14 protein-coding genes and 2 pseudogenes are annotated in these 18,609 nt (G+C 33.9%); 11 read left to right on the top strand and 5 right to left on the bottom strand.

Annotation, left to right across the window (positions count from 1 at the left end):
• The first annotated feature begins 260 nt into the window (after window positions 1-260).
• A complete protein-coding gene (gene argS, locus VSF34_RS00915) occupies window positions 261-1,955 on the top strand; it encodes an arginine--tRNA ligase (protein ID WP_326717255.1) in 1,695 nt (564 codons plus the stop codon).
• Between the two features lie 67 nt (window positions 1,956-2,022).
• Here argS and VSF34_RS00920 read toward each other — a convergent pair.
• The 4 genes and pseudogenes from VSF34_RS00920 to VSF34_RS00935 all read right to left on the bottom strand — a co-directional run.
• A pseudogene (locus VSF34_RS00920) lies at window positions 2,023-2,340 on the bottom strand (IS30 family transposase); the annotation flags it as partial.
• A gap of 236 nt (window positions 2,341-2,576) precedes the next feature.
• A pseudogene (locus VSF34_RS00925) lies at window positions 2,577-2,711 on the bottom strand (IS30 family transposase); the annotation flags it as partial.
• Window positions 2,712-2,745: 34 nt separating this feature from the next.
• Entirely contained in the window at window positions 2,746-2,898 is a 153-nt protein-coding gene (locus VSF34_RS00930) for a helix-turn-helix domain-containing protein (RefSeq protein WP_326717256.1), read from the bottom strand.
• Between the two features lie 233 nt (window positions 2,899-3,131).
• Window positions 3,132-4,001: an RluA family pseudouridine synthase gene (locus VSF34_RS00935; protein ID WP_326717257.1), complete on the bottom strand. Its 870-nt coding sequence runs from the start codon at window positions 3,999-4,001 to the stop codon at window positions 3,132-3,134.
• 176 nt (window positions 4,002-4,177) lie between these two features.
• Here VSF34_RS00935 and VSF34_RS00940 point away from each other — a divergent pair, with 176 nt between their 5' ends.
• The 5 genes from VSF34_RS00940 (at window position 4,178) to VSF34_RS00960 (ending at window position 11,804) form a co-directional block, all read left to right on the top strand.
• A complete protein-coding gene (locus VSF34_RS00940; protein WP_326717258.1) occupies window positions 4,178-6,340 on the top strand; it encodes a PBP1A family penicillin-binding protein in 2,163 nt (720 codons plus the stop codon).
• A gap of 71 nt (window positions 6,341-6,411) precedes the next feature.
• On the top strand, window positions 6,412-6,759 hold the full coding sequence (locus VSF34_RS00945; RefSeq protein WP_326717259.1) for a YlbF/YmcA family competence regulator: 348 nt from the start codon (window positions 6,412-6,414) through the stop codon (window positions 6,757-6,759).
• 112 nt (window positions 6,760-6,871) lie between these two features.
• Window positions 6,872-8,089, top strand: a complete 1,218-nt coding sequence (locus VSF34_RS00950; protein WP_326717260.1) for a metallophosphoesterase family protein — start codon at window positions 6,872-6,874, stop codon at window positions 8,087-8,089.
• Complete coding sequence (locus VSF34_RS00955; protein ID WP_326717261.1) at window positions 8,086-10,857, top strand: ATP-binding protein; 2,772 nt, start codon at window positions 8,086-8,088, stop codon at window positions 10,855-10,857. Before VSF34_RS00950 ends, VSF34_RS00955 begins: the two co-directional genes overlap by 4 nt.
• On the top strand, window positions 10,854-11,804 hold the full coding sequence (locus VSF34_RS00960; RefSeq protein ID WP_326717262.1) for a 3'-5' exoribonuclease YhaM family protein: 951 nt from the start codon (window positions 10,854-10,856) through the stop codon (window positions 11,802-11,804). Before VSF34_RS00955 ends, VSF34_RS00960 begins: the two co-directional genes overlap by 4 nt.
• Before the next feature lie 85 nt (window positions 11,805-11,889).
• Here VSF34_RS00960 and VSF34_RS00965 read toward each other — a convergent pair whose 3' ends face one another.
• Window positions 11,890-12,705, bottom strand: coding sequence for a class A sortase (locus VSF34_RS00965; protein WP_326717263.1), 816 nt, complete (start codon window positions 12,703-12,705; stop codon window positions 11,890-11,892).
• A 204-nt stretch (window positions 12,706-12,909) separates the two neighbouring features.
• Here VSF34_RS00965 and VSF34_RS00970 point away from each other — a divergent pair, with 204 nt between their 5' ends.
• From VSF34_RS00970 to acpS, 5 genes are all read left to right on the top strand, one after another.
• Window positions 12,910-13,683, top strand: a complete 774-nt coding sequence (locus VSF34_RS00970) for a hypothetical protein (protein ID WP_326717264.1) — start codon at window positions 12,910-12,912, stop codon at window positions 13,681-13,683.
• 95 nt (window positions 13,684-13,778) lie between these two features.
• Window positions 13,779-14,819 carry a D-alanine--D-alanine ligase gene (locus VSF34_RS00975; protein ID WP_326717265.1) on the top strand — a complete coding sequence of 347 codons (1,041 nt, stop codon included), beginning with the start codon at window positions 13,779-13,781 and terminating at the stop codon, window positions 14,817-14,819.
• Window positions 14,820-14,933: 114 nt separating this feature from the next.
• Complete coding sequence (locus tag VSF34_RS00980; protein WP_326717266.1) at window positions 14,934-16,307, top strand: UDP-N-acetylmuramoyl-tripeptide--D-alanyl-D-alanine ligase; 1,374 nt, start codon at window positions 14,934-14,936, stop codon at window positions 16,305-16,307.
• A gap of 122 nt (window positions 16,308-16,429) precedes the next feature.
• Complete coding sequence (gene cshA, locus VSF34_RS00985) at window positions 16,430-17,980, top strand: degradosome RNA helicase CshA (protein ID WP_326717267.1); 1,551 nt, start codon at window positions 16,430-16,432, stop codon at window positions 17,978-17,980.
• 218 nt (window positions 17,981-18,198) lie between these two features.
• On the top strand, window positions 18,199-18,555 hold the full coding sequence (gene acpS / locus VSF34_RS00990; protein WP_326717268.1) for a holo-ACP synthase: 357 nt from the start codon (window positions 18,199-18,201) through the stop codon (window positions 18,553-18,555).
• Window positions 18,556-18,609: the final 54 nt, after the last annotated feature.

Here is an 18,609-nt window from a genome sequence, read left to right on the forward strand (position 1 = left end):
TTTTAAATAATTTGTTAGAATATAAGATATAGTTTAAGTACCTATAAGGATATCTATTGATTCAGCGATTTTGGGTAGGTGAGAGCCAAAACAATGCCTTAAGGGAAGCGCCGCTATATGTTTATACAATTTAATAATGCATAAAGTGGTTGGAAAACAACAACAAGAGTGGTACCGCGGATAGTCAATTCGTCTCTTATAAACGATTTAATGTTTATAAGAGATGGATTTTTTTTATAATAATTTTAGGAGGAATGGATATGAACTACAAAAATCAAATTGCACAAGACTTACATAGCGTTATTGGTGAACATTTGTCTGAGCAAGAAATCTATCAATTTATTGAGGTACCTAAAGATTCAAAACACGGAGACTATGCTTTTCCAGTATTTTCTTTAGCTAAAATTTTTAGAAAAGCCCCTAATCAAATTGCTGAAGATTTAATTAATAATATTCCAACAACCAACTATGAAGAAATCACAGCTGTTGGTGGATACATTAACTTCTTCTTGAGAAAAGAGTTAGTTAGTGAGACAGTTTTAGAAACAGTTTTAACACAAGAAGAGCATTACGGTGATGCTGAAATTGGCGAAAATAGAAATGTTCCAATTGATATGTCATCACCTAACATTGCAAAGCCTATGTCGATGGGGCACTTACGTTCAACAGTTATTGGAAATTCATTATCTATGATTTTAGATAAAGTTGGATTTAATACTATTCGTATCAATCATATTGGTGATTGGGGAACTCAATTTGGTAAGTTAATTGTGGCATATAAAAAATGGGGATCAGAAGAAGCTGTCAAAGATAATCCTATTGAAGAATTATTAAAATTATACGTTCAATTCCATGAAGAAGCTGAAGAAGATCCAGAATTAGAAGTTCAAGGTCGCCTATGGTTTAAAAAATTAGAAGATGCTGATCCAGAAGCAGTGGCTTTATGGGAATGGTTTAAAGAAGAATCATTAAAAGAATTCCAACAAGTATATGACATTTTAAATATTACATTTGATAGTACAAACGGCGAGTCATTTTATAATGATAAAATGGATCCAATTATTGAAGAATTGGAAAACCAATCATTACTTATCTCAGATAAAGGAGCAGATATTGTTGATTTGAGTGCTTATGATTTAAATCCTGCTCTAATTAAAAAATCTGATGGTGCAACCCTTTATATTACACGTGACTTAGCTGCTGCTGAGTACCGTATTAATAATTATGATTTTGCAGAGTCTTTATATGTTGTAGGAAATGAGCAATCAGACCACTTTAAACAATTAAAAGCTGTTTTAAAAGAGATGGGTTATGATTGGTCTGAAGATATTAAACATATTCCGTTTGGCTTGATTACTTCTGGAGGTAAAAAATTATCAACACGTAAAGGAAATGTTATTTTATTAGAAGAAGTTTTACAACAAGCTATTAAGGAAACAAAAGGTAATATTGAAGAGAAAAATCCAGAATTAGAAAATAAAGATGAAGTAGCTCGTCAAGTAGGTGTTGGGGCAGTTGTTTTCCATGACTTAAAAAATGACCGCATGAATACATTTGATTTTAATATTGATGAAGTTATCCAATTTGAAGGAGAAACAGGTCCTTATATCCAGTACACACGTTCTAGATGTATTAGTATGTTGAAAAAAGCTGGATGGTCAATGCCGGAGGATGTGAATCATTTAAGTTTAAATGATGTTGATTCTTGGGAAGTTATTAAAGCATTAAATAATTTTCCTGAAAAAGTAGTTGAAGCATACAACAAGTATGAGCCGTCAGTTTTAGCTAAGTATTTAATCGATTTATCTCAAAAATTCAACAAATATTATTCAAAAGTTAAAATTTTAGATGATGATTCTCAAAAAGAAGCAAGACTAGCATTAGTCTATTCAGTTTCAGTAGTTATTAAAGAAGGGTTACGTCTATTAGGTATTGAATCACCAGATATGATGTAATTGATAATTCAATCAAAGTAGGGGCTAGAAATGCAAAATTTCTAGCTTTTTTTATATTTTTCATTTGTCAAATTAAGCTAGACAAAATGTCATTGTCTACATAGCTCAAAAATATTTCTAATGGTGTTTTATAGTTTAATGATTTTCTAGGAATATTATTTCTTTTGGATGCAACAGATTGAATGAAAGATTCATCAACTTCGTTGAAATCCATTTTCTTAGGCAATCCATCCTTACGCAATAGCCCATTAGAATTTTCATTTAAACCTCGTTGTGAAGGTGTACCAGGGTCAGCAAAGTAGATATCATTTAAGTTACTGATAGATTTCCAGTTAGAAAATTCTTTGCCACAATCAAATGTGATAGATTTAAACAAGTGATTAGGGCATTTTTTTAACTCTAAATTGCAACATTAAGTTAGCCACTCTGGTAAAAGTATCTAAATATCAGTGTTATTTTATTGAAACCCTTACTTACCAACATGTTTTGATCTTTAGATTTTGAATTTCTTCTAAAAACAATGTTGCTGGTTGTCTATAGTTTAAAATTTTACGCGGCAAAAGATTAACTTTTTCAGTAGCCAGTTGAATGAACTGCTTTGAGTAGTGACAGATAGGAGTTCCTTAATAAACCGTTATGTCTTTCGTTTGTTCCTCGTTCCCAAGATGAATAAGGGTGGGCAAAGTAGATATCAGTTATTTGTTGTAGAGTATCATGAAGCGAGCTGAATTCACTACCATTATCAGCAGTAATCGATTGGAATATGCTACCAAATTTAGATCTGCCAACCTTAGATTTTAACTGTTTGATAGTGTCGGCCTAATCGTCTACCAATTTCTCTATTAGAGTCTCCCATATTATGCCAAACTTCAATAAGCTGCCTTTCCTTTAAGGAAAGATGTTTATAACTAGATGTCTTTGTGTTATTCTTAATTTTCACCATGATAAAAATTCCTTTCGTTGTTGGGTAGTTACTTCAATGATACACGAATTTTTACCATGGTGTTTTTTTATTATTTTAGGGTGGCTAACTTGATTTTACAACTAAGCAACAACATCAAAATAATAAAACAAAGCATGTCTGAAGGTTAAAATATACTGCTCTCAAAAAAATTAGACCAAAAAATCTAACTTTTAGAGTTCACTACAAAATAGCTTCTAGACATACTTATTTTGTTATTTCCTCAAAGCAGCTTTAGCTTTAACAACGATTTTCTGTTTCGTAAAGGGGTGAATCAAACTAAGTTCTTTTGCATGAAGTTGTAAGCGGGAACTTCCTTTAGGGTTAGGGTGATACAAAGGATCTCCAACAATAGGGTGTCCGATACTTTCCAAATGTACTCTGATTTGGTGCGTACGGCCTGTATCTAATTGGCACTCTATTAAAGTAGTATCAGGGTTTTGTTTTATTACACAGACGTGAGTAATAGCTTTGTCGCCTTTATGTTTATCAATAACTCGCTTACGTCTGTCATGTCTATGCCTTCCAATGGGCTGATTAATCGTAAATGATGTTGTTTGATTTAGATTACCTTGGACTTTGGCTTCGTACAAACGAGTGATATCCTTTTGTTCTAACATCCTCCCTAAAATAGGTAGAACAACAGGGTTTTTAGCAAATAAAATAGCACCGCTTGTTTCTTTATCTAGGCGATGGACGATGTAAGGTGATTGATGATTATCTTGTAAGTAATCAGCGACATCATTTAATAGTGTATCAGTTTCGTTTGGTTGGTTGGGATGAGTTTTTTTACCTGCAGGTTTATTAACAATAATGATATGTTCATCTTCCCATAAAACATCCACATCTTTTTTATTTCCTAAGATAATATCAGGTATTGTGTAGTCTGAGTCTTCGACAATTATCGTGATTGTATCTCCTGGATTTACAGTTTGATGGAACATAGCCACATCCCCGTTTATTAAGACATTTTTTCTAGTTCTTAAAAAATGTCTCACTTTTCTAGGTACTAACCATTCTTTTTCTAATAATTCTTTCATAGTTATCTCTTTAGTATTAATAGGTAAGGTAATATTAAACTCCATACTGAGGCTCCTTTAATGAATTTAACTGATTTTTAAAAATTGTAACATATAACCATCATAACTTCATGTTATGATATGCCTTGTAGTTTTTATAAGATAAGTCTTCAGACGTATCTATTTTTTTATATATTATGCTACACTAAGAATAAAAAAAGAGTAGAGGAAGAGGGATTATCATGGAGTATGTTAAAAAATTCTTTGCAATGATAAAATCCTGGTTACAGCGTTTTTGGGTGTGGTTTAAACCACACTGGCAAACTTTTAGAAAACATCAAAAGCATATATGGAAAAAATATCATGTAACAAAAATTTTGGTGTTAGCAGTATTAACACTTGTTTTAGTCATGAGCATGTATTTATTTTATTTAGCTAAAAGTACTAATGTATCAGGATTAAAGGTAGGGCTTGAGCAATCGACGACTATTTATGATAAAGACGGAGATGAGGCAGGGCAATTAAATAAAAATGGTGGTGGGACTTTTGTATCACTAGAAAATATTTCTCCAGCAGTTGTTGATGCTCTAGTATCCACTGAAGATAGGCGTTTTTATGAGCATAGAGGTTATGATGTTAAAGGAATCATGAGGGCAGCTGTCAGAAAAGTTGTGAGGCGTAATAACAGTGGTGGTGGTGGTAGTACTATAACCCAACAGTTAGCGAAAAATGCTTTTTTAACTCAAGATCAAACTTTGACTAGAAAAGCTAGAGAATTATTTTTAGCAATTGAGATTGAAAAAGAGTATTCAAAAGATGAAATCATCGAAATGTATTTGAATAAATCTTACTACGGTAGTGGGGTTTGGGGTATACAAGATGCGTCTAAAAAATATTTTGGAAAAAATGCCAGTGAGTTAACTACAGATGAGGCTGCTGTGTTAGTCGGGGCACTAAAGGGTCCTAGTATTTATAATCCGATAGATTATATGGACAATGCTGTTAATAGAAGGAATACTGTGTTATCAGTAATGGTTGATAATAATAAATTAGATAATGACACAGCTCAAAATCTAATGAGTGGTCCTATTGAACTTTATGATGCCTATACGCCTGATGAGGATACGTATCGTTATCCGTATTATTTTGATGCAGTGATTGCTGAGGCTGTGAAAAAAACAGGGTATACAGATGCAGATATTTCTAATGGTGGATACAAGATTTATACGTCACTTGATCAGTTATACCAACAAGGCATGGATCACGCTTTTTCTGATTCTAGTTTGTTCCCACCTGATGCGTCTGATGGTGAAATTGTTGAGGGGGCTTCTGTTGCAGTTAACCCTAAAACAGGTGGTGTGATGGGGATTGTCGGAGGGCGTGGAGAATATACTTACCGTGGGTGGAATAGAGCGACTGATTCATATCTATCACCAGGTTCTACGATGAAACCACTAGCTGTTTATACACCAGCTCTTGAAGCAGGCTACAAACCAGATGACATGTTAAAAGATGAAAAATTAGATTATTATGATGTTCAAAACTATTCTAGAACCTTTAGTGGGGAATCTAGTATGACAGACTCATTAATCTATAGTTTAAATGCACCAGCAGTTTGGCTTTTAAATGAAATTGGAATTGATAGAGGGTTTAAAAAAGTAGAGCAATTTGGTGTGAAACTTGATGAAAAAGATCGTTACCACGGTCTGGCTTTAGGTGGTTTGACTAAAGGAGCTAGACCAATTGATATGGCTAGTGCCTATACAGTGTTTGCTAATGAAGGTGTTAGACAGGATACGCATTTTATTACAAAAATAGAGGACCCTAATGGTGTAATTATCTATGAAAATCAAAAACCAAAAGGTAAGCGTGTGACTACTCCTGAAGTAGCAGAAGAGATGACTAGCATGCTACAAGGTGTCTATAGTTCAGGTACTGGAGCAAATGCACAACCTTACGGGTATCAAATTGCAGGTAAAACTGGGACAACAGAAAATATCAATACAGATGGGATGTCAAAAGATCAGTGGATGATTGGTTATACGCCTGATGTAGTCGTTTCGACTTGGATTGGTTTTGATAAAAGTGGTCCTGATCATTTCTTGCCTGGCAATGATAGTAGCTATATTTCTAATGTGTTTAGAGAAGAGATGCAAAGTATACTAGCAGCTTCCCCTAATACACCTTTTTCTGTCAATGACGTGACACAAACTGGTGAATATGAGGAAGAAGAGGAAACACCTTCTCAAAACTGGAAAAACCCCTTAAGTGATGTGGGAGATAAAGCTAGTGATGTGGGAGATAAAATTAAAGATGGTGCTAGTACTGTAGGAGATGGGATTAAAAAAGGTGCCGATAAAACGATGGATGCTATGAAAGGTTTTTGGCATAAAGTCACAAGGTAAGTGATAGGTTTTTCATTTGTCTTGTGTTACAATAGTAGGGAATTAAATTTAAAATTTAAAGGAGCATAACCATGTCAAATAATATTTATGATAGCGCAAACCAAATTGAACGTGAAATCCGTGAATTAGATGAATTTTTAGCTTTAAAATCTGCTTTTAAAGCAGTACAAGCAGAAACAGAAACATTTGCTTTGTTTCAAGAGTTTCAAGAATTACAAGTTACTTTACAACAAAAACAAATGCAAGGTGAAGAATTTGCTGAAGAAGACGTGATGAGAGCACAAGCTATGGCTGAAAAAATTCAAGCAGAAGCCCTAATCCAAGACTTAATGCAAAAAGAACAAGCATTTAGCATGATTGTTAACGACTTAAATCGTATTATCATGACACCAGTTCAAGAATTATACTCATTAAAATAATGACTAATTGTAGGTGGTTAAGCTATTTAAAGCTTAGCCACCTATCATTTTATACAGATAATGTAGAAATTTTGTTCTGAAATGGGTATTATAAAGATAGGGAGTGAGAATTATGAAATTTATTCATACTGCAGATTTACATATCGATCAACCATTTGCGAATGTAACAACTGATGATGCGGGGTTTCAACAAGAGTTGCAACAAGTAAACCATGCTGTATTAAAAAAAATAGTCAATCAATGTATTGAGGAATCAGTGGATTTCCTATTGGTTGTTGGAGATACGTTCCACCAAGCTCGCTCGTCCATCTATACACAAGAGTTTATAATGAACGAGTTTAAGCGCCTAGAAGAATATGGGATTCAAGTGATTATGTCATTTGGAAATCATGATTATTATACAGAAAATCGTTACTGGTTTGAGTGGCCAGAAAATGTGACACTCTTTACTAAAGAAGAAGTGACAACTAAAGTGATTACTTTGAAAAATAATGAGGCAGTGGCTATTAGCGGTTTTTCTTATGAACACCAATGGATCACTCAAGATAAAGCCTTAGATTATCCTGAACGAGATTTAGATACAACATACCACATTGGACTATATCATGGTGAAATAGGAAGTACTGGGCAATATGCTCCCTTTTTAGTATCTGAATTAAACCCAAGATATGATTATTGGGCACTAGGTCATATTCATAAAAGTGAAAAAATTAGTACACATCCTTTAGCTATCTATCCAGGAATTCCTCAAGGGCATACTAAAAAAGAAAAAAACGGGCAAGGTATTGTCTTAGTTGAAGTAGAGTCAAATCAAGTAGATTATCGTTTTATTCCTGTAAGTATTGTAGGATTTGAAACAATTGAAATGACGTTAAAAGAAGATTTAGAGCGTCATCTTTATCTTTCGAAATTAATTGCAGGAATGGCTCAAAAAGACTGGGCGTGTCCGATTAATTTTGTGACAGTTGTCGTGAAACCTGTAACAGGTCAGCTGATGAGTGAATTGATTGCTGAAAAAGAAGAGATTCTTCACTATTTACAAACCAAATTACTCCAGCAAACAGCAGGAAATATTTGGTTAATGGATTTAGTGATTGAATCAGTGGAAACTGACAAATTAATTATGGGATTTGATGCTAGTCTGATTGATGATTTATCAGCACCATTTGCTAAAAAAGATGAATTTTATAAATTAGCTAAAGATATCTTACAACAACCAGTGATTGCAGCTAATATTCAGTTTGATGAAGAAGATGTTAAGTTAATGGTACAAGAGAGTACTCAACTAGTAAAAGATAAAATGATTTTTAAAAATGAGGCAAGCCAATGAAAATAACACGTTTATATATAAATGGATTTGGAAAATTTAATAACCAAGTTTTTCATTTTTCAGAGGGAAATCAATTAGTTTTTGGTGGGAATGAATCAGGTAAATCTACCTTGTATCAGTTTATTCGTACCATCTTATTTGGCTTTCCTAGAAAACGCGAAATTATTCGAGATTTTACTCCAGTTGAAGGAGCAACATATGGTGGTCATTTAATTATTGAACATCAGACATATGGTCAAGTTTATGTGGAGCGTTTTAAGGAGAAGAATAAAGGTCAAGCTCTAGTTCGGTTAGAGGATGGTTCAACAGGGGAAGAAGCCTTGCTTAAAAAGATTATCTCACCTCTAACTCAGGAAGTTTTTGATCAAGTATTTAGTTTTCAAGAAGAACAGATGCTTGATTTAACAGAATTAAACGAAGTTCGTCTGCAACGTGTGCTTTTAGCTGTTGGTTTAACAGGAAGTGATCGTTTAACGAAAATGTCAGAAGATTTCATTAAAGAGCGTCAACGCCTGTTTAAAGCATCAGGACGTATTCCCGTCTTAAATCAAAAACTAAAAGAGTTTAATCGTTTAGAGCAAAGTATTAAAGTAGTAGAGGAACAAGAGTTTACTTATCGCAATAAACAAACTCGTTTTATGGATTTAAGTCGAATGCTTAAGGAAGAGCGGGAAGAAAGTGAGTACCTATCTTCATTAGAGAAAACATTTTTAGATCAGCAAAAACATTTTCCTTTGTATGTAGAGCTAACAGGTCTTAAAAGGGATGTTAATGAGAGCACACAGGCAAGTGAAGTAACTACTAGAAGTGTGAAAGATGCCCTTCAAGAGTACCGTTTTTTAATGAAAAAAGAGACAGAGTTACTTGAAAAGCAGGGAGATGCTGGAGTTGACTTAACACCAGGTATTCAATTTTATATTGATAATCAAGATGTGTTTGATCATATATTAGAAGACCAAGTCACAGTAGAAGCAACGAGTGAACGTCGTGATGTATTAGAAGATCAGTTGTCTGTCTATAGAGAAAATAAAGAAGAGTTATTTGAAAAATATCATTTATCAAATGCTTTGTTAGATGTCTCAATCACAGAACAAGAAGAAACTGGTATGAAGGAATTAGCTGAACAAGAAGACGAATTAACTCGTGATAGAGTCCTATTAGCTAATGAAAAAAGTAGATTATCTATTAAACAAAGTAAATTAGACGATGAGTTAACTAAATCAGAAAACCAACTGGCGTTATTAGATAGTGATCAACCAGATGAATCTCAAAAAGAGAATAACAAACAAATTGATCCCTTTGTAGTACGTATGTTCTCAGGGTTATCTATTGCGATTTCTGTTTTGATGTTACTCTTAGGTATTGTCTTAGGTCAAGGTATATTTTATGTTTTAACGGTTGTTCTAATTGGGTTAGGCGTGTTTGGTTTTGTAACAGCAAGTAAAGGAAAAAAATCAGTTACACACAACATCACACCTGAAGCAACAAAGGAAATCTATGTACAACAATTAGGAGAGTCAGATGCTGTAGCAAATGAGTGGCAAGCCTATGAAGAAGGCCAAGCTATCTTCAATGAGAAAAATAAACTCATTCAGAAACAAAAAGAACAGTGGGCAATTGCATATGGTTTTTCAATGGAAGAAACGGTATCTATGTGGCTAACTAAATTACCAGTATTTAGTCAATTGCGAGACATTCAAGAAAACGAACAAAAAATGATGGTTAGCCTATCTGAAATAGATAGAGTCTTGGACTCTTACCAAGAGATGTTATCGTTTGCCAAAGACTGGATTCCTTTAGAAAATAAATCAGTTAGAGAAAGTTATCAGGAAGTTAAACAATTTGTCAGCGCTCAAAAAGAAGCAGTAGCCAAGCTTGATGGGCGTGAAGCAACAGAGCTACAATATGAATTACAATCTATTAGGCACCAAAAAGATGAGACATTAACACTGATCAATCAATTGATTGACTATCCTAAAAACACACCGATTGAAGAAGCTAATCAGTGGTTAGTACAACAAACAAGATATACTGATAACCATCAGCGTATTCAAGAATTGGAAAGTCAACTAGAAAGTTATTTTGATTTAAATAAAACATATCAACTGATGACGATTAATCAAGAATTAATGAGGTTAAAAGCGCAACAAGAAGCTTGCTCTGACAAGATGATGAATTACCAAATGGAGTTACAAAAACTAGATTATGAGTTAAAACAAATGGCTAAAAATGGTTCTTTAGATGAATTGAGACAACAGCGAGAGAATCAATTAGCACTCATCAAAGAAATGTCTGAACAATGGATAACTGTTCGTTTAGCAGAAGAGCTTACTCGAGAGGTATTTCAATTTCTATCAGATCAACAACTGCCTACTTTACTTAGTACAGTTAGCAATTACTTTAAACTACTAACAGAAGATAAGTATGTTCAAGTTCTTGTTCGTGATGGTCAACTTTTAGTAAAAGATCAAAGCAATCGTTTATGGAACACTATTCAGTTGTCAACAGGGGCTAAAGATCAGCTATATGTGGCCTTTAGATTAGGGTTTATTCATCTACATCATGACGATTATAAAGCGCCAATTATTATTGATGATGGTTGGCTACATTTTGATGAGGAACGAAAAGAAACTTTATTTAAAGTACTAGACGTTCTAAGTGAGAAAACACAAGTTCTTTGTATGACATCTGATATGTTAATGAAAGAATTTTATGAGCATCAGGGCAAACAAGTACTAATCCTTGGTGAGGAGGTTCAAGTTAGATGAAACAATTACGTGAATTAGTTGTGGATGAAACCTTTGAGATGTATGTGTTATTAAAGTCAGCAGATGTGCGTGTTGCTAGAAATGGTAAAAAATTTATTGCTTTTACTTTTCAAGATACATCAGGCACTATTGATGGTAAATACTGGGGGGCTTCTGAAGAGGAAATTGCTAATTTTACAACTGGTAAAGTTGTCTTTTTAAATGGAAAGCGCGAGTTGTATCAAAATATGCCTCAAATAAAAATTTTACATTTACGTGTGGCTAAAGAAGGTGAGCCAACAGATCCTGGCCTTTATATGGAAAAAGCACCCGTTGATGTAGATGAGATGAAGCAAGAGTTTAATGATTTTTTATTAGATATTACAGAAGCTAAGTGGCATAGAATTGTTCGTCACTTAGTTGGAAAATATCAACAAGAATTTTTTGAATTTCCAGCAGCTAAGCGTAATCACCATGCTTTTGCTGGAGGATTAGCTTTTCATACGCTAACAATGCTTCGTCTAGCCAAATCGGTGAGTGAACAGTACTCTGATTTAAATCAATCTCTACTTTATGCCGGTATTATTTTACATGATTTAGGTAAGGTACACGAGTTGTCAGGTCCAGTATCAACAGAATATACATTAGCTGGTAACTTGTTAGGTCATATTGTGATTATTGATGAGGAAATCACTAGAGCTTGTTTAGAACTTAATTTATCAGAAACTGATGAGGAGATTCTAGTTTTAAAACATATGGTGTTAGCTCATCACGGTTTATTAGAATACGGCTCACCTGTTAGACCTAAAATTATGGAAGCAGAAATACTTCATCATTTAGATAATTTAGATGCTTCTATGCAGATGATGTTAGGTGCTTTAAAACAAGTCAACCCAGGGGAATATACAGAACGTATTTTTGGCTTAGATAACCGTAATTTTTATTTACCAAATATTGAAACTAAATAGATAGTTAAGAAGATGTTTTGCTTTTAATTAAAGAGTTAATCTAAAAAAGATGTTGAGCCTTAAGGCTCAACATCTTTTTTATGCTTTAATAGTAATAATTATTTTGATCCATTTCAAAAGCATCAACCATTGCTTTATCGGCTGTTTTACCATTGACTTTTTTCACAAGTTCTCCTTGAAGAATCAAACGGTTCTCACCAGACGTATCACAGGTAACTAGTGTTACAAGAGATTTATCTTTGACGTCATCAATCACATCAACACGTGTTGGTTCAACGTATTCTTTAGAAGTGACTTTGTATTCATAAATATATTCCATATCTGTCAAATAGATAGAAGCCCCTAGCTCTACTCTTACAAGCGGTGCAAACAAGAGTGTAGGGTCGTACATATAATGACTAGCAAGTGCATAATTACCTTCTCCCATAACTTGATCTGGTTTCATCGTGCCAGCTCCTACTGAGATAGCATAATTTGACACACCACGTAATATAGGAAGGTTCAGCTCAACACTTGGTATAGCAATCCCCCCTATCACGTTTCCAATATCAGCCCCACGAGCATTGGCGACTGTATTGAAGTCAAGAGATTCAACTTGGTCAAAATCAAAGGTAGCTTCTTTTTTTTCATTTTCAATGACATCTTGACGAGTAACTGTACTAATTTGATAATGATTTGTATTGCTTTTGACGATTTGATTTTTAATCTGATTACTAAAAATCAGCGCAAAGCCAACGAGCAATAATAAGACCATTAATAAATTGAACAAAAAAGCTTTAAACTTTTGTCCTGCTGTTTTTTTAGGTCTTTGTTTATTTGTCTCTACCCGACGTTTGACAACACGCTTTTTGGATTTATTCGGTTTACGTGAAATAGGATATTCCCCCTTTAATGGATGCATGATTATGATTAATAATAACATATAAAAAAAATAAATAAAGAATGTGAACTTATTGTAGTATTACATAATTATTTCTGAAAAAATAGAAAAAGCCTATAGTTGTAATATAAACTTAATTTAACTTAAGTCATTTTAGTATTTTGTTTTACGAAAAAAATGATATAGTTGTATTATAGAGACTATGGAAAAGAAAGTAAGGTGAGTGTGTTGCGGCAAAATTTATATGTCCATTTGGATGGTATTAGTAATTCTGTACTAACGAAAGGGTTTACACATGAAGATTTTTATCGCTACACAGTTGATCGCCCTAAAAATATATTGCTGTTAAACCCTGATTCGTATGCAGGGGAATATGAGACACATACAGGTTTTCGTGTCATTCGCGGTAAAGAGGATGTAGCGCAATATTTATCTAATATCCCTACTCCTCTAACTAGGGAAGTAAAGTGGTTAGACTTTGAAGATTATGAAGTCTTAAAACGATTAACAGCAAATGAAATTGCTGAAATCCTTTACTTATCTCACATGAAAACACAATTGCGTTCGCCATTTTTTTATAAATTACAAAATAATTATGCTTATTTAGGGATGTTGCAAAACACAACGAAAATATATTACCGACATATCGACGAGTTTTATCAAGCATTAGCACAAAAAATTAGTGAAAAAGTGTTATATCAAATGAATAGTAATCGGTTATTTTTTTCGAAAAAAATTAAGATGATTACACCACTGCCTTCTGAAACTGTGGCTAATTTAAAGAGTGTGATGCAAGAGGGTGTAGTATTTGATTTTGCAAGAACTGGTGTTAGTGATGGAGGGTATACTGTACCTATTCATATTGTTGAAGATAATCTAAGGAAGATTGATAGCCTCAGATTATCTAAAGATGATTACATTGGTACACTTACTTATGCTAACAAATCAGGTGAGTGGCAGCTGAATTTAGAGACATTTGAAGAACTATATTTGCGTTAATGATGTGATAAAACCATTAACGCTTTTAATATGTCATAGAAATTTGCTTAAAATTTTAGTATAATGGATTTCTAGTTAACTTTAGGAGGAAACCGATGAAAATTTCGTTAATCTATGGTGGAAAAAGTGCAGAACATGATGTTTCCATTTTATCTGCTTTTTCAATTTTACAATCCATTTACTATAATTATTATGAAGTTCAACTTGTTTATGTGACTAAAGACGGTAGTTGGTTTAAAGGAAAAACATATAAAGAAGCACCTTTAGTAAAAGAAGAATTACATTTATCACTAAATAATGCTCAGCCAATATTACCAAGTGATTTAAAAGAAAAAAACACAGTTATCTTTCCAGTTTTACATGGTCCAAATGGTGAAGATGGTACGGTTCAAGGCTTGTTTGAAGTGTTAAATATGCCTTATGTTGGGTGTGGTGTTTTAGCCAGTGCGTGTGCCATGGATAAAATCATTGCTAAGCAGCTATTTCAACAAGCAGGTATTCCACAACTACCTTACGTGGCTGTCACTAAAAATGATTATGTTGATGCCAGAGAAGAGGTTATTGCTGAATGTGTTGGGACACTGATTTTTCCAATGTTTGTTAAGCCAGCTAATATGGGGTCAAGTGTTGGTGTGAGTCGGGCAACAAACGAAGAAGAATTAATTTCAGCTATTGAAGAAGCTTTATTATACGATCAGCGTGTGGTAGTAGAGCAAGGGATTGAAGCTAGAGAATTAGAAGTAGCAATTCTAGGTAATAGTGAGGTTCGAACGACTTTAGCAGGTGAGATTGTTAAGGATGTTGATTTTTATGATTATGAATCTAAATATATTGATAATCAAGTCACCTTACAAATTCCAGCAAGTATCCTTGATGAGATGCAAGAGCGTATGCAAGAATATGCCAAAAAAGCTTATCAAACGATTGATGGTAGTGGACTAAGTCGTTGTGACTTTTTCTTAACAGCTAATAATGAAATCTTTTTAAATGAAGTGAACTCTATGCCAGGATTTACTCCGTTTAGTATGTACCCACTATTGTGGAAGGAAATGGGTCTAAATTATAGTGACCTCTTAGAAGAATTGATTCAATTAGCTTTATTACGTTTTGAGAAAAGACAACAAATTCAAGTCTGACATAAAAATTGGGTGGTTGAAAAACTACGTTGCACTGAGTAACTGATCTTAGTGAGTGAAGAGGCTGATCTAAAACGTCAGCCTCTTTTTGATATGTTGAAAGTGAGGAAAATAATGAATTTAACAGAAAAAGAAATTTTATTAGCTGTAGAAGGTGTGCTTGTTAATGGCATAAATGAAACAATTCAAGTGACTTCCGTTGAATTTGATACAAGAAAAGTAACGACAGGTAGTCTATTTATTCCCTTAAAAGGTAATCGTGATGGACATGATTTTATTGAACAAGCGATGGAAAAAGGGGCAAGCCTGGTCTTATCTGAGCATGATTTATCAAGTCAAATACCTTATATTAAAGTAGATGATACTTTAAGAGCCATGCAACATTTAGCTGTTTTTTACTTAAGGAAGATTGGCCCTAAAGTTGTTGGTATTACTGGTAGTAATGGGAAGACAACGACTAAGGACATGACAGCTGCGGTACTGAGTACAACTTATGCTACATACAAAACACAAGGTAATTTTAATAATGATATTGGCTTGCCTTACACCATCTTATCCATGCCAGAAAACACTGAAATGTTAGTTTTAGAGATGGGAATGGATCATAAAGATGAAATCACCGTGCTATCTAAAATCGCCACACCAGACGTTGCAGCTATTACATTAATTGGTGAGTCACACCTAGAGCATTTAGGTTCTAGAAAAGGCATAGCTGAGGCTAAAATGGAAATTATAGACGGTCTAAAACCAGAAGGGACACTGATTATTCCAAATAATGAGCCATTGTTAAAAGAGATGATTATGGATGTAAATCAAACAGTTGAAAGTTTTGGCATAGATAGTGAAGCAACACTTTCAGCTACGATTTTGTCAGAGGAAAAATCAGAAACTCGTTTTAGTGTCAATCGTTATCCTGACGAAATATTTGCGATTCCTGTGTTAGGGAAGTATAATGTAAGTAATGCTCTGATTGCTTTGTTAGTGGGACGATTTTTCCACGTGGACATTCAAAACATGAGAAAAAGCTTGGCAACGTTTGATCTAACTAAAAATAGAACACAATGGCTACAAACAGCTAGTGGGATTGACATTTTAAGTGATGTATATAATGCTAATCCGACTGCGATGGGTCTTGTTCTAGACACGTTTTCTGATATTTCAGTTGAAGGGAAAAAGATCGTTGTTTTAGGAGATATGTTAGAGCTTGGAGAGTTGTCACGAAAAATGCATGAGGGGATGAGTGAACACTTGTCACCTGAAGCTATTGATGAAGTTTATCTATACGGCCCTCAGATGGAATTCTTAGCCGAGAAACTTCAATCGACATTTTCAGTAAATACATTACATTATTTTCCAAAAGAAGATAAAAATAATTTGATGAATAAGCTATCAGAAAATTTAAATCCAAAAGATACTGTATTTTTAAAAGCTAGTAATGGCATGGGTTTAAGTGAAGTTGTTGAGTTTTTATTAAGAAGTCATCAATAAAATTTGTTTTATTGTGTCATACAACATAATGTGATAGTATAATACGAATGCCTATTTTCAATTTTTTTTCATAATATAAAAGAAGCAGTCGAGAACATAAAAAAATACTAGGAGGACATCATTTGAAATTTAGTGAATTAAATTTAGAAGAAACATTATTAAAAGCCGTTGAAAACATTGGCTTTGAAGAAGCAACACCTGTTCAAAGTGCGACTATCCCATTTGCATTAGAGGGAAGAGACGTTATTGGACAAGCACAGACAGGGACAGGGAAAACAGCCGCTTTTGGTCTACCAATGTTAAATAAGATTGACCCAAATAATCCTGTTTTACAAGGGTTAGTTATTGCACCAACCCGTGAATTAGCTATTCAAACACAAGAAGAATTATTCCGTTTAGGAAAAGAGAAAAAAATTAAGGTCCAAGCTGTATATGGTGGAGCTGACATTAATCGTCAAATACGTGCGCTTAAGAACAAGCCACAAATCGTTGTTGGTACGCCAGGTCGTTTACTTGATCATATTAACCGTCGTACATTAAAATTAGATACAGTTGAAACTCTAGTTTTAGATGAAGCGGATGAAATGTTAAACATGGGATTCTTAGAGGATATTGAAACAATCATCTCTAAAGTACCATCTGCACGCCAAACATTACTATTCTCAGCTACAATGCCAGATAGTATTAAACGTATTGGGGTTAAGTTTATGGAAAACCCAGAACACGTTAAGATTAAAGCTAAAGAAATGACAGCTAACTTAATCGATCAGTACTATGTTCGTTGTAAAGAATTTGAAAAATTTGATATCATGACACGTTTATTCGACGTTCAAAATCCAGATTTAACGATTGTTTTTGGTCGTACAAAACGTCGTGTTGATGAATTAGCTCGTGGTCTTGAGATGCGTGGCTATAAAGCAGAGGGAATCCATGGTGATTTACCTCAGCATAAACGTATGAGTATTCTAAAAGCATTCAAAAGTGGCGAATTAGATATTTTAGTAGCAACAGATGTCGCTGCACGTGGACTAGATATTTCAGGTGTGAGTCATGTTTATAACTACGATATCCCACAAGATCCAGAGAGCTATGTTCACCGTATCGGTCGTACAGGTCGTGCTGGTAAAGAAGGAATGTCAGTAACGTTTGTAACACCTAATGAGATGGGTTACTTACACGTTATTGAGGAATTGACTAAAAAACGTATGACTGCTTTACGTCCACCTTCTAAAAAAGAATCTATCCAAGGTCAAATTGGTGTGGCTTTTGAGCAAATCAAAGAGTTACTACAAGCTAATGGCTTAGATAAATATCAAGATGCTGCTGTTAGTTTGTTAGAAGACTACAGCCCAGAAGATATCGCAGCATTATTAATTAAGCAAATTGCTAAAGATGATGCCGCTGAAGTTCCAGTGAAAATTACTCCAGAACGTCCATTGCCAAATCGTCGTGGTGGAAACAAAGGCCGTGGTGGAAACCGTGGTGGTGGAAACAAAGGTCGCGGTGGAAACCGTGGTGGAAGTGGTCGTGACAATAACTGGCGTAAAAAAGATGATGGTAGTAAGAAAAAACGCTACAATGATTCTAACAAAAATAGCGGTGGCAACAACGCTAAGCCAAGTAAGAGAAAAGATAACGACCGTGGATTTGTTATCCGTAACGATTCAAAATAATTAATGAAGAGAGACTGACCTTAAAAGTTAGTCTCTTTTTTAATTAAAAATCTTTTGGATAAATCACTATATTACTAGAATTTGTTAAAAAATTAGTAGTTTGTCAAAAGACATAGTTAGACAAAGATTAGCTTGATGTATTTATCTTTAGTCAATACCTTAGTATTAGCTTTTTTTTATACTAATCGATATAATAGATAGGAAGATGGAGGTTTGTCATGATTAGTGGAATTGGTATTGATGTTGTAGAACTAGATAGAATTGAAGTCATTATTTCTGAGAAACAATCGTTTATAAAACGAGTGTTAACTAATAAAGAATTGGAAATATTTAATAAGTTATCTAAAAGACGCCAAATCGAATTTTTAGGTGGGAGATTTGCTTGTAAAGAAGCTTTTTCAAAGGCTTATGGTACAGGAATCGGTAAGGTGGGATTTCAAGATATTGAGATAATAAATGATGAATATGGAAAGCCTATTGCTATTGTAAATCAGCATATATTTTCAGGTCAGGTTCATGTGTCTATTACTCATACAAAAGACTTAGCCATGGCACAAATTATTTTAGAAAAATAATGTTATCTAACAGGTGTTTCTTTATACAAAAAAGAGGCTGACTTAGAAAGTCGA

The sequence above is a fragment of the Vagococcus jeotgali genome, from assembly GCF_035918315.1.
Lineage (GTDB): Bacteria > Bacillota > Bacilli > Lactobacillales > Vagococcaceae > Vagococcus > Vagococcus jeotgali.

Bases quoted from the DNA above. Each gene is read 5' to 3' on its own strand.
- VSF34_RS00930 (WP_326717256.1), bottom strand. From the start codon at position 2,898: ATGGTGAAAATTAAGAATAACACAAAGACATCTAGTTATAAACATCTT.
- VSF34_RS00950 (WP_326717260.1), top strand. From the start codon at position 6,872: ATGAAATTTATTCATACTGCAGATTTACATATCGATCAACCATTTGCG.
- VSF34_RS00980 (WP_326717266.1), top strand. From the start codon at position 14,934: ATGAATTTAACAGAAAAAGAAATTTTATTAGCTGTAGAAGGTGTGCTT.
- VSF34_RS00945 (WP_326717259.1), top strand. From the start codon at position 6,412: ATGTCAAATAATATTTATGATAGCGCAAACCAAATTGAACGTGAAATC.
- VSF34_RS00975 (WP_326717265.1), top strand. From the start codon at position 13,779: ATGAAAATTTCGTTAATCTATGGTGGAAAAAGTGCAGAACATGATGTT.
- VSF34_RS00955 (WP_326717261.1), top strand. From the start codon at position 8,086: ATGAAAATAACACGTTTATATATAAATGGATTTGGAAAATTTAATAAC.
- VSF34_RS00960 (WP_326717262.1), top strand. From the start codon at position 10,854: ATGAAACAATTACGTGAATTAGTTGTGGATGAAACCTTTGAGATGTAT.
- VSF34_RS00940 (WP_326717258.1), top strand. From the start codon at position 4,178: ATGGAGTATGTTAAAAAATTCTTTGCAATGATAAAATCCTGGTTACAG.
- argS (WP_326717255.1), top strand. From the start codon at position 261: ATGAACTACAAAAATCAAATTGCACAAGACTTACATAGCGTTATTGGT.
- acpS (WP_326717268.1), top strand. From the start codon at position 18,199: ATGATTAGTGGAATTGGTATTGATGTTGTAGAACTAGATAGAATTGAA.
- VSF34_RS00935 (WP_326717257.1), bottom strand. From the start codon at position 4,001: ATGGAGTTTAATATTACCTTACCTATTAATACTAAAGAGATAACTATG.
- VSF34_RS00965 (WP_326717263.1), bottom strand. From the start codon at position 12,705: ATGCATCCATTAAAGGGGGAATATCCTATTTCACGTAAACCGAATAAA.